The organism is uncultured Brachyspira sp. (assembly GCF_944390595.1).
Lineage (GTDB): Bacteria > Spirochaetota > Brachyspiria > Brachyspirales > Brachyspiraceae > Brachyspira.
In genome coordinates, this window is record NZ_CALXRN010000186.1 from 17,032 (window position 1) to 31,272 (window position 14,241).

Here is a 14,241-nt window from a genome sequence, read left to right on the forward strand (position 1 = left end):
TAAAATCCAAATATTATTTTTTACACAATTTCGCTAATTTTTACGACTCTATTCTCTTTCAAAGATAAATTGGCTGCTAATGCCATTTTCAAAGCAGGTAAAGATTTTTCAGCAGTAACAGGAGAATCTTTATTATCAGATATAGATTCTACAAATTGAGATATTTCATAAGCATAAGCATTTATATATCTAGGCAAAAAAGTATAAAAAGGCTTATCTTTAATAATACCATTTTGATTTTGTAATATAACGTTAGTAGGGCTATCATTTTCAGATATTAAACTTCCATTTGTACCTAAAACTTCTGCTCTTTGATCATATCCATAATTAGCAAATCTTGAAGCAGTTATAGTAGCCATTGCACCGCTTTTCATCTTTACTGTTACAATTGTAGTGTCAACATCACCAAATTTACTAAGTTCCGGCATTAAAAAAGCACTTCCGGATGCAAATAATTCAACAGGTTCATCTTTAGCACTTTCTGTAAAATATGATATCAAATCTAGATCATGTATACACAAATCTAAATATATACCGCCTGAAGTTTTTAAAAATTCTATATTAGGAAAAGGACTATCATAATTTGTAAGCTTTATTAGTTGAATATTTCCTATTTCTCCTAAATCTATTCTATCTTTAATTGCTTTATAATTATGATCAAATCTTCTATTAAAACCAACCATAAGTTTCTTATCAGATTTTTTAGATGCTTCTATTACTTTCAAATGATCAGCAATATTTGTTGCTATTGGTTTTTCACAAAATATATGTTTTCCTGCATTTAATGTTTTTATTATACTTTCTGTATGTGTATTTGTAGGCGTACATAATATTACAGCATCTATACTGCTGTCAGATAAGCATTCATCCAAACTTCTGGAATATTTAGCATTATATTGTTTAGTCTTATCTTCTAAATCTTTACTAACTGTATCAACAAATAAAGATAAATTTACTTTGCCTGATAATTTCTTATTAATAGTTTCAGCATGCACCAAACCTATTCTACCAATTCCTACTAAAGCTATATTAATCATAGAAACTCCTTAAATAAATACTGTATCCCCAGAATATTTAATAAGATTAATATTCTGGGGGCACAAGTAATGGCAGTTTATTTTGCATTCTCCTTAGTTACTATAATAGGTTCTATTAAATCCATTTTAGGAACTTCTTTACCCTCTATCAAATTAACAATATTATCAACTGATTTTTGAGCTTGTATTACGCTGTCTTGCAATACACTCATTGAAAGACTTCCCTCTTTTATACCATTCTGTCCGTCTGGAGTAGCGTCAATTCCGCAAACTATAACTTCACCTTCATTAGTACCTATTTTCTTTCCAGCCTGCTGTAATGCCTGAGCAGCACCTAATGCCATTTCATCATTATTAGAGAAAACTATATCTATAGGTACATTAGCAGTAAGCCATGTTTCAACGATTCTTAATCCTTGTTCTCTTTGCCAGTTTCCTGTTTGTTCTCTAATAATTTGTATTTCTGAATTATTAGATTCCAAATATTCTTTTACTCCGGCAGTTCTTTTTATTACTCCGTCATTACCTAATACTCCCATAAGAACAACTGCATTTCCAGATTTTCTAAATTGTGATACATATTCAGCCTGCAAACTTCCGCATTTTGTTTCATTTATTCCAACAAAATAAAATGAATCTTCAGGTAAATTCAATGGCAATCTATTAAAATATAAGTGAGGTATATTATCTTTAACAAATATATCTTCTATAGGACCAGCAGATTCTGGGTTTACAAGATTAATTAAAACACCATCAACTTCTTGTATAGCTACATTTTCAAGAGCACTTTGCAATGTAGCATGGTCTCCTCTTCCATCCACAAAAGATATTTCGTAATTTGGATAATTGCTATTAACATACTCTTCCATGGCTTGTCTTACATAAGTCAAAAAAGTATCGTTGAAGTCGTTAAAAGCTCCAACAATTTTCTTCTTTTTTTGTTCGCCGCCTCCAGAGCATGAAATTATTAACATCATAGATTCCAATAAAAAGATTGTAATTTTTCTCATCTTTGTCCTCCAATTTTTATGGTTTATTTATATTATTTATATTTATAACCTCTGGTGATATTAATACTGTTCTATTCTTACCATTATTCTTAATCATATCAACTATAGAATCTACTATCATTTTTGCTTCTTCCTTAGTATCCTGCTTTATTGTTGCATACATTTTTCCTTCTTTTATACATTGAATTCCATTAGGAGTTGCATCTACTCCCAAAACCATTACTTCACCCTCATTTGTTCCAAATTTTTTACCAACTTTCTCTAAAGCTCTAATAGCTCCTACAGCCATATCATCATTATTAGAAAATATTATATTTATATCTAAACCCAAATTTATCCATCTATCAACTATACTTTCAGCATTATTCTCATACCAATTTCCTGATTCCTGAGCTAATATTTTTATCTGTGTATTTGTAACATTATTTAAAATTCCATCTGTTCTTAGTTTTGAAGCTTCATTATTATAATTACCAGATAATATTACAGCATTTCCATTACTTCTTACTTTCAAGACTTCCTCAATTTGTAGAAAACCAACACTTTTTTCATCCATACCAACATAACTGTAACTGCCGTCTTTTAAAGTAGTAGGTCTTACGTTAAAATATAAAAGAGGAGTATTATTTTCTTTAGCATAATTATCTATTGATGATGCTATGCCGGAATTAGCCACTTGCAATATTATTCCGTCTACTTCTTGAGTAATTAAACTTTCTATTTGAGACTGCTGCATAACACTATCTTCAGATGTACTTTTCTCTATAATAGTTAAATTTTTATAATTTTCTTTAGCATATTCTTCTATATCATTAATCAATGCTTCAACAAATGTTGTATTCACTCCATTTATGAGTGCTATTTTAAGATTATCATCATTACTATTATTTTGAGTATTTCCTGAACAGGCTATGATATTAACAATTAGGAATAAGATTACTATTTTTTTCATTTTATCTCCAATATTTAGATATATTTTAATAATATTTTGAATATATATTGGTTTATATTTTAATAGTATAGATATTTTTTGATGCTTTTCAATATATTTTTGATATTTTTTAAATTTTTAATTATTTTATTTAGACAATAGAATAGTTGAATTGTTATTTAAGATATAATCAGAAATTTCTTTATCAGGCATTTTATCTGTTATTAAAATGTCTATGTCTTTTAAATCGCAATATGTCATTAATGATACTGCATTGAATTTTGTACTATCTGCTAATAGTATTATTTCATTACTTTTCGATATAACTGTTCTCTTTATATCTGATTCCAATGGCGAAGAATTTGTAACTCCATTAGATATTGAGAAGCCTGTTGTTGCCATAAAAGCTTTGCTTATATTAAAATTTTTAATTGTTAATATACTTGTAGAACCAACAAAAGAAAGAGTTTCTCTATTTAAACTTCCGGATAAAGAAATGATACTGATATTATTATAGTTTACTGCTCTATATATAACTTCTAAATTGTTCGTTAATACAGTTAAATTTTTTATTTTATCCAAATAATCAATCATATGAAACGTTGTTGTACCTGAATCTATGAAAATTATATCATTTTCTTTTACTATGCTTGCTGCTTTCTCTGATATTTTTATTTTTTCTTCTATGTTTTCAATATTTCTCTCAGAAAATGATGTTAAATATTTTGTATTATGATCATTTACATTATTTAGTGTTAATCCGCCGTAAGTTTTTCTTATATTGGTATCTTTCAATATTTCATTTAAGTCTCTTCTTATTGTACTTTTGGATATACTAAAATTGTCACATATTTGATCTAAAGTAACACTTTTATTTTGATAAATGTATTTTATTATATCATCTATTCTTTTATATCTCATCATATTCTCCATTTTGTAGATTATATAATTATTTTTATTAAAACACAAATATTATTTTTTATATTTTTTTATAAATAATTAAAAATAATTAATATATTCTTGTTTTTTATTTATTATTATACTATACTATAATATAATTAAGATATATTTAAAACTTAACAAGGAGTTACTCAATATGTCTTTAGTAATGATGAAAAAATTGGTTAATGAAGCATCAAAAAATAAAACTGCTGTAGGTGCTTTTAATATAGCAAATATGGAAATTCTTATTGGTGTTATTAAAGCAGCGGAAGAAACAAATACTCCTATAATAATACAAACAGCCGAGAAAAGACTAAAATATTCACCGCTGAATATGATTTTTCCTATGATGGTAAATGCTGCAAAAAAATCTAAAGTTGATATAGCTGTTCAGCTTGATCATGGATATAGCATGGATATCATAAAGGAAGCTGCAGATTGCGGCGTTACATCAATAATGTATGATGGATCTCATCTTCCATTAAAAGAAAATATAAAAAATACTAATGAGTTATATAATTTTTTAAAAAATAAAAATATTAACTTAGAGGCAGAAATAGGAGTGCTTTCAGGAGATGAAGGTAATGGGGAAATGAAAGAAATATGTACAGATGTCAATGAAGCAAAATATTTTTATGAAAATGCAAGTTTTGATGCTCTGGCTGTATCAATAGGAAATGCCCATGGACATTATAAAGGTGTTCCTAAATTAAATTTTGAAGTATTAAAAACTTTACATGAAATTATAGAGACTCCTCTTGTACTTCATGGAGGAACTGGTATTAGTGAAGACGACTTTAAAAAATCAATATCTTTTGGAATATCAAAAATTAATGTAGCTACTGCTAATTTTGATGCTTTAGTGAGAGCATCTTCAAATTATTTTAGTACAAATAAATCTTTTGATTATTTTTCTCTTAATGAATGCATAATTGAAGAAGTATTTAAAACAACAGCTAATTATATAAATATATTTAACAATAAATAATTCGGAGGATATAGTATGGAATATATTGAATTTGATAATAAAAGAGAATATGATCTTATTCTTCTTGGCAGAGTTACAATCGATTTTAATCCGCAAGATTATTATAAAAGTTTGGCAGAAAGTTCAACATTTATAAAATATTTAGGCGGTTCTCCTGCTAATATAGCTATAGGATTATCAAGACTTGGAAAAAAATGCGGCTTCTTTTCAAGAGTATCAGACGATGCTTTTGGCGATTTTTGTATAGAAACTTTTAAAAAAGAAAATGTGGATGTATCTCATATAAAAAAGGCTGAAAATGGTGAAAAATTAGGTTTAACTTTCACAGAAATTTTAAGCAAAGAAGAAAGCAGCATTTTAATGTATAGAAATAGTGCAGCTGATTTAACATTACATGTAGATGATATATCTGAAGATTATATAAGAAAAAGTAAAGCCATACTAATCTCTGGTACATCTTTAGCACAATCCCCATCAAGAGAAGCAGCACTTAAAGCTGTTATGTTGGCAAATAAAACCAAAACTCCAATAATATTTGATATAGATTATAGAGAATATAATTGGGCTAATAAAGATGAAATATCTATATATTATTCTATAGTTGCTAATGAATCAAGTATTATTTTAGGTTCAAAGGAAGAATATGAACTTACTGCTTCATTATTTGGAAACAGTTTTACAGATAAAGAAATAGCTGATTATTATTTCAGCAGAAAGGCAAAAATAGTTTTAATAAAACATGGAAAAGAAGGTTCAACTGCCTATATCAAAAATGTGGGTAATTATACTATTAAGCCATTCCCTATACAAAAACTAAAATCTTTCGGTGGCGGAGACGGATATGCATCTGCATTCTTGTATGGAATATTTGAAGGAATAGATATATATGAAGCATTAGAATTAGGAAGTGCATCTGCTTCACTATTGGTAGCAAGTCATGGATGTTCATCTTTTATGCCTAAACTAGAAGATATACAAAAATATATCAGTGATTGTAAAAAAGAATATGGTGATATGGTTGCCAGAGAATAAGTGATTTAATAAAAAAACCAGCTTTTTTTATTAAAAGCTGGGTAAAAAATAATCATTAAGCATATACATCCAACATCTTTCCCATATTAATATTTATAGGTGCAGATGATCCCTGAGGAGTTACAATACTTGCAGCTTTTCCGGCAGATTGTGCTGAACCGTAATAACCTGAAGAATTATAAACATTTAATCCTGCAGAAGTCATGTGCTTAGTCAATGGAAACATATCAGATGAATAAATAGAATAAACTCCCATTTTTTATCCTCCACAGACCTGTTTTTTATAATATCGGAATATACATAAAAATTATTAGAAAATTTAATATTTTTATAAAAATATAATGAACATTTATTTTAAATAAAATGTTGACTTATATTATAATATACATATACTAGGTATATATAAATTATATTTTGGAGCTTTAAAATGAAAAAAATATTAATAGTAGGAGGAGTAGCAGGAGGAGCTTCTGCTGCTGCAAGACTTAGAAGATTAAATGAAGAGGACAAAATTATTTTATTTGAAAAAGGTCCTCATGTTTCTTTCTCAAACTGTTCATTGCCTTATTATATTGGAGGATTAATACCTAACGAAGAAACTTTACTTCTTATGTCTCCGGAAAAGTTTTTAAAACAATTCAATGTTGATGCGAGAATTAACAGCGAAGTTACAGCTATAGACAGAGAGAAAAAAGAAATTACAGTAGTATGTGAAGGAAAAGAATATAAAGAAAGTTATGATAAACTTATACTTTCTATGGGAGCTAAGCCTATAGTACCTCCTATAAAAGGAATAGAGAAAGTTAATGTATTTACTGTTAGAAATGTTGTTGATATAAGCAAAATACATAATTTTCTTAAAGGCAAAAAAGATGCTAAAGTAGCTGTTATAGGAGGCGGATTCATAGGTATTGAAATGGCAGAAAACTTAAAGCATGCCGGATATAATATAACAATAATAGAAGCACTGCCTCAGATAATGAAGCCTTTTGATTATGATATGGTGCAAATCCTTCATAGAGAATTAATAGATAACGGAGTCAATTTAATAGTTAATGATAAAGTTGATAGTTTTGATACCAATACTGTTATTTTAGGTTCCGGCAAAAAAGTTGAAGCTGATGCTGTTGTACTTGCTATAGGAGTTGCTCCAGAAACTGATATCGCAGTTAAAGCAGGCATAGAACTTGGAAAAACAAAGGCTATTAAAGTTGATTCTAATTATCGTACTAATGATAAAGATATATATGCTGTTGGAGATGCTATAGAGGTTTACGGTGCTTTATTTAACGATTATTTCAAATTAGCTTTAGCAGGACCTGCTCAGAAACAGGCAAGAGCTGCTGCTGATCATATAAATGGAAGAACTGTTGATAACAGAGGATTTATAGGCTCATCTGTTATAAAAGTTTTCGGATATAACGGAGCTTCTACAGGGCTTTCTGAGGGATTTATAAAAGCTATGAATTTAAATATAAATTATGATACAGTTGAGATAATTCCTTTTGACGGAGTATCTATTATGCCTTCCAGCAGACTAATGCATTTTAAACTTATATATGAAGTTCCAACCGGAAAAGTTTTAGGTGCTCAGGCTATAGGAAGAGGAAATGTTGATAAGAGAATAGATGTAATAGCTACCCTAATAAAATTTGGAGGAACTATAGATGATTTGAAAGATTTGGAATTATGTTATGCCCCTTCATTTGGAACAGCCAAAGATGTTGTAAATTTTGCCGGTTATGTTGCTTCAAACTTAAAAAATGGAGATTTCAAACAAGTTCATTACAGCCAAGTAAGAGAATTAGTTGAAAAAGATGCTTATTTCTTGGATGTAAGAATGCCGGAAGATTTTGCTGTAGGACATTTAGAAAAAGCTGTTAATATACCTCTTGGAGCGTTAAGAGCAAGAGCAAATGAAGTACCTAAAGACAGACCGGTATATATTACATGCAAAACAGGATTAACAAGCTATACAGCATGTAAAATATTACAGAATATGGGATTTGATAATGTTATCAATGTTTCAGGAGGTTTCATAGGCTTATCACAATATGAGTATTATAATGATAAGGTTATGGGAAGAAAACCTATATTAAGCGGATATTTTGGTTAAATTAATTAAAAAAGTATTTTATTAAAATCTATTTTTATTATATAATATATAATAAGGATAGATTTTAATAAGGATTTAATTATGGTAATAGAAAACGAATTAAAAATAGTGTCTCCTTCAGAGGCAAGTGAAATCATCAATAAAACAGATAATATAGTTATTCTCGATGTAAGAACAGAAATGGAGCATAACTATGAAGGCATGATCGAAAATTCTATTTCTATGGATTTCCTTAAGCCAAGAGTCTTTAAAAGAGAAATATCCAAACTAGATAAAGAAACCCCATATCTTCTATATTGTTCTGTAGGAAAACTAAGCGTAAAAGCCGGAGAATATATGAAAGAAGAAGGATTTAAAGAGCTTTATATATTAGAAGGCGGATTAAAAGCTTGGAATAAACATTTTGGGGATAATAATAAAGTATCTAAGTTTGACAGAGAGGAAGCCTTAGAAAGACGTAAAAGGCTTATTATCAGATTAAATAGAATTGAAGGTCAAATTAAGGGTATGAAAAAAATGCTTGCCAAAGGTGAGTATTGCGGCGACATACTCAATCAATCCCTTGCTGTTAAAGCAGCTATGGGAAGTGTAAACCAGGAAATTATGGAAGTATTTTTAAACACTTGCATGATATCTCCTAAAGAGAAAGAAGATTTCTTCAGATATATGAGAAAACTTATAAAGTAATTTTTTTATTGCATTTTTATATTTTCTTTTTATAAGAAATGGCTTTTAATTTTTTCCATAAAAGCCATTTGCTATAATATCTTACTTTCCCCATTCATCCGGATTTTTATTCCATTCCAATGCTTTTTTCAATTCATCATCTGTTATATAATTTTCATCTTTTGCTATTTCCATAAGAGAAGAGAAATTAGAAAGAGATGAAAATTTAATGCCTGCTTCTTCAAAATTTTTATATGCTTTTTCAAATTCATAAGAGAATATAGATATAATCTCAAGTCCAATCGCTCCTTCGCTTTTAGCAGCCTCAAAAGCTTTAATAGAACTTCCTCCGGTAGATATCAAATCCTCTATCAATATTAATTTTTTTCCATCACACTCTGCACCTTCTATCTGCTTTCCTCTTCCATGTTCTTTTTTCTCAGCTCTAATATAGCAAAGAGGCTTATCAAGTTCATAAGCTATAAAAGAAGCCCAAGGTATTCCTGCGGTTGCTGTACCTGCTATAACATCAAAATCTTTATCTTTCAAAACACTTATAAAAGCATCAACTATAACTTTTCTTGCCTTAGGGAAACCTATAACATATCTATTGTCGCAGTATATAGGACTTTTTATTCCTGATACAAATGTAAATGGTTCCTTAACATTTAATTTAACAGCCTGAGTTTCTAACAATGCACCGGCTATTAATCTAGCCTTTAATTTTTTATTATGTTCTATTCCTTCGGCAATTTCTTCTACAACCATTTTACATGCTTTTACTCTATCTTCGCTTCTAGTAATAGGTCTGCCTACAACTAAATAATCGCATCCGTTTTCTATAGCCTCTTTAGGAGTCATTATTCTTTCTTGATCATCTATACTAGCCCATTTAGGTCTAACACCAGGACATACTGTTCTGAAATTTTCTCCGCATTCCTTTTTTATTATATTAGCTTCTCTAGGAGAACATACTACACCGTCAAGTCCTGATTCCTTTCCTAATTTAGCCCAATTAACTGCCAAATCTGTAAGCGGCAAATTAGAATTAAACATATTTTTTACATCATTTTCTGAAAGACTTGTAAGAATAGTTACACCAATTATAAGATTATCTTTATTAAGTTTTTTGATTTCCTGAACAGTTTTTTCCATCATCTTTTTTCCGCCGCTTGTATGAACATTAAACATAAATATATTCTGTTTAGCAGCAAAAAGAGATGCCATAGCAGTAGTATTAGGTATATCATGGAATTTCAAATCAAGAAATACCTTTTTATTTTTACTTGCCAAATATTCTATTATCTCACCTTTAGTATATAGAAAAAGCTCAAGTCCAACCTTATAAAATACAGCTTCATCCCCTAATTCATCTATTAGTTTTGTAGCTTCACCCATAGAATTAAAATCTAATGCTATAATTAATCTCTCTTTTGGATTATCAGTTAATTTTATCATAATATATTTATCCTTATAGTTTTATTTTTACAAATGTGCTATTCCTATTAAATCTTTTATACCTTCTATATTATTAATTTTAATATAATCATCAATACCATTTATAACTTCTATAGGCAATATAGGATTAGAAAATATACCGGAACCTATAGAAACTAATGATGCCCCAGCCATTATAAACTCTAAAGCATCTTCACAGCTGCATATCCCTCCCATTCCAATAATAGGAACCTTAACAGCTTTATATACTTGATAAACCATTCTAACAGCAATTGGTTTTATACCTCCGCCTGATAAACCTCCGAATGTATTTCCAAGAAGCGGTTTTCTTGTTTTTATATCTATCTTCATAGCCAAAAATGTATTAACTAAAGAAATACTATCGGCACCTGCATTTTCAACAGCTTTAGCTATGCTTGCTATATCAGTAACATTCGGTGAAAGTTTTACTATCAAAGGCTTCTTAGTTAAAACCTTTTTTACAGCTTTTGTAGCAGCTTCAGCACTTTCGCAGCTTGATCCGAAAGCCATTCCTCCGTTTTTTACATTAGGACATGATATATTAAGCTCTATAAAATCTACTCTTTCTATTTCATTTGCTATTTCAGCTACTTTTACATATTCATCTAATACAGCCCCATTTATATTTAATATTATAGGTGCTGAGTATTTGATATTTTTTACTATATTATCTCTAAAGTATTCTATACCAGGATTTTCAAGACCTATGCAGTTTATCATACCGGATGGGGTTTCTGCTATACGAGTTCCTTTATTACCATCTTTTTTATTTAATGTTATGCCTTTTAAATTAACTGCTCCAAGTTCATTAACATCAAAATAATTGCTGTACTCCTCCCCAAATCCAAAACATCCTGAAGAAGTTATAACATTATTCTTTAATTGCTTATCAAGAAAGTTTATATTTAATCTGCTCATAATATTTATCCGTAAAATTATATATTCAATAATTTAGCATCAAACACAGGACCGTCATAACATACTTTTTTCAATACGTATCTGTTTTTATCGTCTTTTAATTCTATACAGCATCCCAAACAAGCATTAACTCCGCATGCCATTCTCTCCTCAAGTGATGCATAGCATAATGTATTTTTTTCATTAGCTATTTTTATTAATGCACTCATCATAACGGTTGGACCGCATGTATATATAATATCGAAACTTTTTTCTTTCAACAGCTCTTTTGTTTTATCTACCGCATTACATTTATCGCCAACAGATCCGTCATCTGTAGTTATATATAAATCAATATTGCTTGTATCAAATCTTTTTATTATTTTTACAGCACTTTCATTTGAACCGCCCATTATTAATGTTATGGAATTATTATTAATAAGTTTTTCTATTAACAGCTTAATAGGTGCTATACCCATTCCGCCTGCCGTTATAAGTATTTTTTTATTTTTTACTTCTGTATCAAATCCGTTTCCTAATGGACCTTGAATGCTGATAATATCATCTTTTTTTAGTTTTGATAAATATTCTGTACCTTTTCCTTTTACCTGATAATAAAATTCTAGAATATCATCATCAATATAATGCAGACTTATTGGACGCCTCAAAAATGTATTGCTTTTCAGCATAAAAAATTGTCCTGCTTTTGAATATTTATAACTTTCTTTTGATTTTACTCTTAATATGTATTTATCACTGCATATTTGTATATTATCTGATATGATACAATCTTCTAAAAACATCTTATAAACCTTTTATTTAATCAAAATAACATATTTACATATAAAAAAAGAATGCCTAATCTCAGTAAAGAGACGGCATTCTTTGAATATTCTTATAGGTAATTATAAATAAAAAATATGTTCCTCATAAAGTCCTAATATATCATATTTTGGTAAAAATTCAAGTATTAAAAAAATTTATTACGATTTTAAAACTTCCTTTTTAATACTATAGCTTTATGCGGACATAGCTCCTGACAGCAGTAGCATGATATACAATTTTTATAATAATATTCAGGAGGATAATTTTTACCTTTTTTATCAAAATTTAGTGCTAATGGCGTTACAGGACAAACTTTAACACAAACCCCGCATTTTACACATTTATTTTTATCTATAACAGGTTTAGGTATAATAACAGCAAATAATCTTTTTATTATAGGAAATTTGCTTAATTTAATCAAACTTCTTCCTATACCTACCCCTTTATGAGGCTTCTTAAAATCATTTACTTTTACACTTTCTATACCGTCTCCCAATACTTCAATATCATATTTATTACAAAAATTATGCTTAAATCCCATTTTTAAAGTCGGTATTGTATTATAATCAAATGATATTATTTGAGAAGCTACATAATCTAAAGCTACAGCATTATCTGATACTATTATAGCATTAATTTTTCTAGGACTTCCATTTCTTGGACCGTTTCCCTCCATAGCGAGTATACCGTCCATTATATAAAGTTTAGGATTAACTAGCTTGTTCAAATCAAGAAGCATAGTTGAAAAATCTTCAAAATCTGGAAACTTCAAATGATACTCTGCTTTTCTAAAACCTGGTATACATCCGAATTGATTTTTTACAGCTCCTGTCATTGTTGTTAAAGCATGCGATTTTAATTTAGGCAAACTTATTATAACATCCGCTTCCTGAATAGGTTTAGCTATTGTAAAACTTTTCTCCTGAACTCCATTTTCATAAGAAACTCCTACAGGCTCTTCAAAATCAGCATATTTAACATTTAATTTGTTTGCTGCCTCATCTATACCTGCCTTCAAAGCTACGGTATTTCCTTTGCCTATGCCTGATGAATCTCCGTAAGAAATATCATTAACATTTTTTTCTCTGAGTATAGAAACTACTGCTTCAAATACTGTAGGATGAGTTGTTACAGATCTGTCTGCGGATTCTGCTGCTAATAAATTAGGCTTTAATAACACCTTATCGCTTTCTTTTACAAATAAGTCTATTCCGCCTATCAAATCTATAGCTCTCTTAATAGAATTTTTTACTTCTTCTAAATCATAATTCTCACATTTTATTACAGCAACTTTACTCATGATATTAACCTTATTTAAAATAAATAATCTTTATATTTTATTTTTCCAACTCTAAAATATCATTATATCCTTTTTCCATTGCTATATTAAAAATTGTCTTTCTATCTTTATTAAAAACTGAAGTATCGGCTCCATTTTCTATAAGCAATTTTACTAATGCTGTATTTCCGTTTTCAATAGCAGTAAATATTAAATTTACTGCTTCTTCGCTGGAACTATTAATAGTATCTTTAGAATTAACATCAGCTCCTTTTTCTATCAAATATTCAGCTATTTCTGTATTTCTATTATTAACTGTAGCAACTAATAAAGAAAATGGTATATTTCTATAATCTGTATATTTCATCGTTGGGTTAATACCTTTATCAACCAAATATTTTACTATATCAAAACGCTCACGCTTAATAGCATGAACAATTAAAGGCTCGCCTTTTTCATTGACTCTTCCTATATCAGCACCATTTTCCACAAGCGTTTTAAAAATTTCAAAATTATTATAATATAAACTTCTATCTAAAATAGTAAAATTGCCTTCGTCCGGATCAAGATAAACAACATTAGGATCCGCCCCTAAATTTAATAACTCTTTAACTACTCCTAAACTATTTTTATTGCTATCGTTAACAGCAAAAAATAAAGAATCTGACAATACATTTGCATTTGAATCAAATATTTTTGCATTAACATCAGCACCGTTTTCTATAAGTTTTTTTACAAGCTTAATATATCCCATAAGCGAGGCTCTCATTAAAGGAGTAAAACCGTTAAAATCAGTTTTATTGACACTAGCACCATATTCAATTAATTCAATAGCCTTTTCTTCAGTAGGATAATACATAGCAGCAAATACTATTGGAGATATATATGCGTATTTTGACTGCCATTCATCTAAAGAGGACATATCTTTTACTAAATTAAGCTCCTCAAGTGCTTTTAAATTTTCTTCTCCTGCCATTTGAAGTATATCATCAATATCTTCATTAGCGGCATATCCTTCATAAATCTCATAAGTATTTAA

Annotated in this window: 14 protein-coding genes; 4 read left to right on the plus strand and 10 right to left on the minus strand. The window is 29.0% G+C overall.

Annotation, left to right across the window (positions count from 1 at the left end):
- Nucleotides 1-20: 20 nt before the first annotated feature.
- From iolG to Q0J90_RS10955, 4 genes are all read right to left on the minus strand, one after another.
- Complete coding sequence (gene iolG, locus Q0J90_RS10940; RefSeq protein ID WP_297277934.1) at nt 21-1,037, minus strand: inositol 2-dehydrogenase; 1,017 nt, start codon at nt 1,035-1,037, stop codon at nt 21-23.
- Between the two features lie 77 nt (nt 1,038-1,114).
- On the minus strand, nt 1,115-2,047 hold the full coding sequence (locus Q0J90_RS10945) for a substrate-binding domain-containing protein (protein ID WP_297277935.1): 933 nt from the start codon (nt 2,045-2,047) through the stop codon (nt 1,115-1,117).
- Between the two features lie 16 nt (nt 2,048-2,063).
- Entirely contained in the window at nt 2,064-2,999 is a 936-nt protein-coding gene (locus tag Q0J90_RS10950; RefSeq protein ID WP_297277936.1) for a sugar ABC transporter substrate-binding protein, read from the minus strand.
- Nucleotides 3,000-3,125: 126 nt separating this feature from the next.
- The gene (locus tag Q0J90_RS10955; RefSeq protein ID WP_297277937.1) at nt 3,126-3,899 is read right to left on the minus strand and encodes a DeoR/GlpR family DNA-binding transcription regulator; all 774 of its coding nucleotides are present in this window, start codon (nt 3,897-3,899) and stop codon (nt 3,126-3,128) included.
- Between the two features lie 175 nt (nt 3,900-4,074).
- On the opposite strand from Q0J90_RS10955, the gene Q0J90_RS10960 reads away from it, so the two are divergent.
- Together Q0J90_RS10960 and iolC are read left to right on the plus strand one after the other, a co-directional pair.
- Nucleotides 4,075-4,908 (plus strand): ketose-bisphosphate aldolase, encoded by an 834-nt coding sequence (locus Q0J90_RS10960; RefSeq protein ID WP_297277938.1) that lies wholly within the window; start codon nt 4,075-4,077, stop codon nt 4,906-4,908.
- Nucleotides 4,909-4,923: 15 nt separating this feature from the next.
- On the plus strand, nt 4,924-5,940 hold the full coding sequence (iolC, locus tag Q0J90_RS10965) for a 5-dehydro-2-deoxygluconokinase (protein ID WP_297277939.1): 1,017 nt from the start codon (nt 4,924-4,926) through the stop codon (nt 5,938-5,940).
- 55 nt (nt 5,941-5,995) lie between these two features.
- On the opposite strand, the gene Q0J90_RS10970 is transcribed toward iolC, so the two are convergent.
- Nucleotides 5,996-6,196 (minus strand): hypothetical protein, encoded by a 201-nt coding sequence (locus Q0J90_RS10970; protein WP_297277940.1) that lies wholly within the window; start codon nt 6,194-6,196, stop codon nt 5,996-5,998.
- Nucleotides 6,197-6,367: 171 nt separating this feature from the next.
- Between Q0J90_RS10970 and Q0J90_RS10975 the strand changes: the two genes are divergently transcribed.
- Both Q0J90_RS10975 and Q0J90_RS10980 read left to right on the plus strand, forming a co-directional pair.
- Nucleotides 6,368-8,056: an FAD-dependent oxidoreductase gene (locus tag Q0J90_RS10975; protein ID WP_297277941.1), complete on the plus strand. Its 1,689-nt coding sequence runs from the start codon at nt 6,368-6,370 to the stop codon at nt 8,054-8,056.
- A gap of 81 nt (nt 8,057-8,137) precedes the next feature.
- Complete coding sequence (locus Q0J90_RS10980; protein WP_297277942.1) at nt 8,138-8,743, plus strand: metal-sensing transcriptional repressor; 606 nt, start codon at nt 8,138-8,140, stop codon at nt 8,741-8,743.
- Between the two features lie 81 nt (nt 8,744-8,824).
- On the opposite strand, the gene pyrF is transcribed toward Q0J90_RS10980, so the two are convergent.
- The 5 genes from pyrF to Q0J90_RS11005 form a co-directional block, all read right to left on the minus strand.
- On the minus strand, nt 8,825-10,180 hold the full coding sequence (gene pyrF / locus Q0J90_RS10985; RefSeq protein ID WP_297277943.1) for an orotidine-5'-phosphate decarboxylase: 1,356 nt from the start codon (nt 10,178-10,180) through the stop codon (nt 8,825-8,827).
- A gap of 27 nt (nt 10,181-10,207) precedes the next feature.
- Nucleotides 10,208-11,119 (minus strand): dihydroorotate dehydrogenase, encoded by a 912-nt coding sequence (locus Q0J90_RS10990; RefSeq protein ID WP_297277944.1) that lies wholly within the window; start codon nt 11,117-11,119, stop codon nt 10,208-10,210.
- Nucleotides 11,120-11,136: 17 nt separating this feature from the next.
- Nucleotides 11,137-11,901 carry a dihydroorotate dehydrogenase electron transfer subunit gene (locus Q0J90_RS10995; protein WP_297277945.1) on the minus strand — a complete coding sequence of 255 codons (765 nt, stop codon included), beginning with the start codon at nt 11,899-11,901 and terminating at the stop codon, nt 11,137-11,139.
- Between the two features lie 188 nt (nt 11,902-12,089).
- Complete coding sequence (locus Q0J90_RS11000) at nt 12,090-13,223, minus strand: DUF362 domain-containing protein (RefSeq protein ID WP_297277946.1); 1,134 nt, start codon at nt 13,221-13,223, stop codon at nt 12,090-12,092.
- 37 nt (nt 13,224-13,260) lie between these two features.
- Nucleotides 13,261-14,241, minus strand: a 981-nt coding sequence (locus Q0J90_RS11005) for an ankyrin repeat domain-containing protein (RefSeq protein ID WP_297277947.1), incomplete at its 5' end; no start/stop codon positions are given.

Excerpts from the sequence above, each read along its gene's own strand:
- iolG (WP_297277934.1), bottom strand. The coding sequence starts at position 1,037 with ATGATTAATATAGCTTTAGTAGGAATTGGTAGAATAGGTTTGGTGCAT.
- Q0J90_RS10945 (WP_297277935.1), bottom strand. The coding sequence starts at position 2,047 with ATGAGAAAAATTACAATCTTTTTATTGGAATCTATGATGTTAATAATT.
- Q0J90_RS10950 (WP_297277936.1), bottom strand. The coding sequence starts at position 2,999 with ATGAAAAAAATAGTAATCTTATTCCTAATTGTTAATATCATAGCCTGT.
- Q0J90_RS10955 (WP_297277937.1), bottom strand. The coding sequence starts at position 3,899 with ATGAGATATAAAAGAATAGATGATATAATAAAATACATTTATCAAAAT.
- Q0J90_RS10960 (WP_297277938.1), top strand. The coding sequence starts at position 4,075 with ATGTCTTTAGTAATGATGAAAAAATTGGTTAATGAAGCATCAAAAAAT.
- iolC (WP_297277939.1), top strand. The coding sequence starts at position 4,924 with ATGGAATATATTGAATTTGATAATAAAAGAGAATATGATCTTATTCTT.
- Q0J90_RS10970 (WP_297277940.1), bottom strand. The coding sequence starts at position 6,196 with ATGGGAGTTTATTCTATTTATTCATCTGATATGTTTCCATTGACTAAG.
- Q0J90_RS10975 (WP_297277941.1), top strand. The coding sequence starts at position 6,368 with ATGAAAAAAATATTAATAGTAGGAGGAGTAGCAGGAGGAGCTTCTGCT.
- Q0J90_RS10980 (WP_297277942.1), top strand. The coding sequence starts at position 8,138 with ATGGTAATAGAAAACGAATTAAAAATAGTGTCTCCTTCAGAGGCAAGT.
- pyrF (WP_297277943.1), bottom strand. The coding sequence starts at position 10,180 with ATGATAAAATTAACTGATAATCCAAAAGAGAGATTAATTATAGCATTA.
- Q0J90_RS10990 (WP_297277944.1), bottom strand. The coding sequence starts at position 11,119 with ATGAGCAGATTAAATATAAACTTTCTTGATAAGCAATTAAAGAATAAT.
- Q0J90_RS10995 (WP_297277945.1), bottom strand. The coding sequence starts at position 11,901 with ATGTTTTTAGAAGATTGTATCATATCAGATAATATACAAATATGCAGT.
- Q0J90_RS11000 (WP_297277946.1), bottom strand. The coding sequence starts at position 13,223 with ATGAGTAAAGTTGCTGTAATAAAATGTGAGAATTATGATTTAGAAGAA.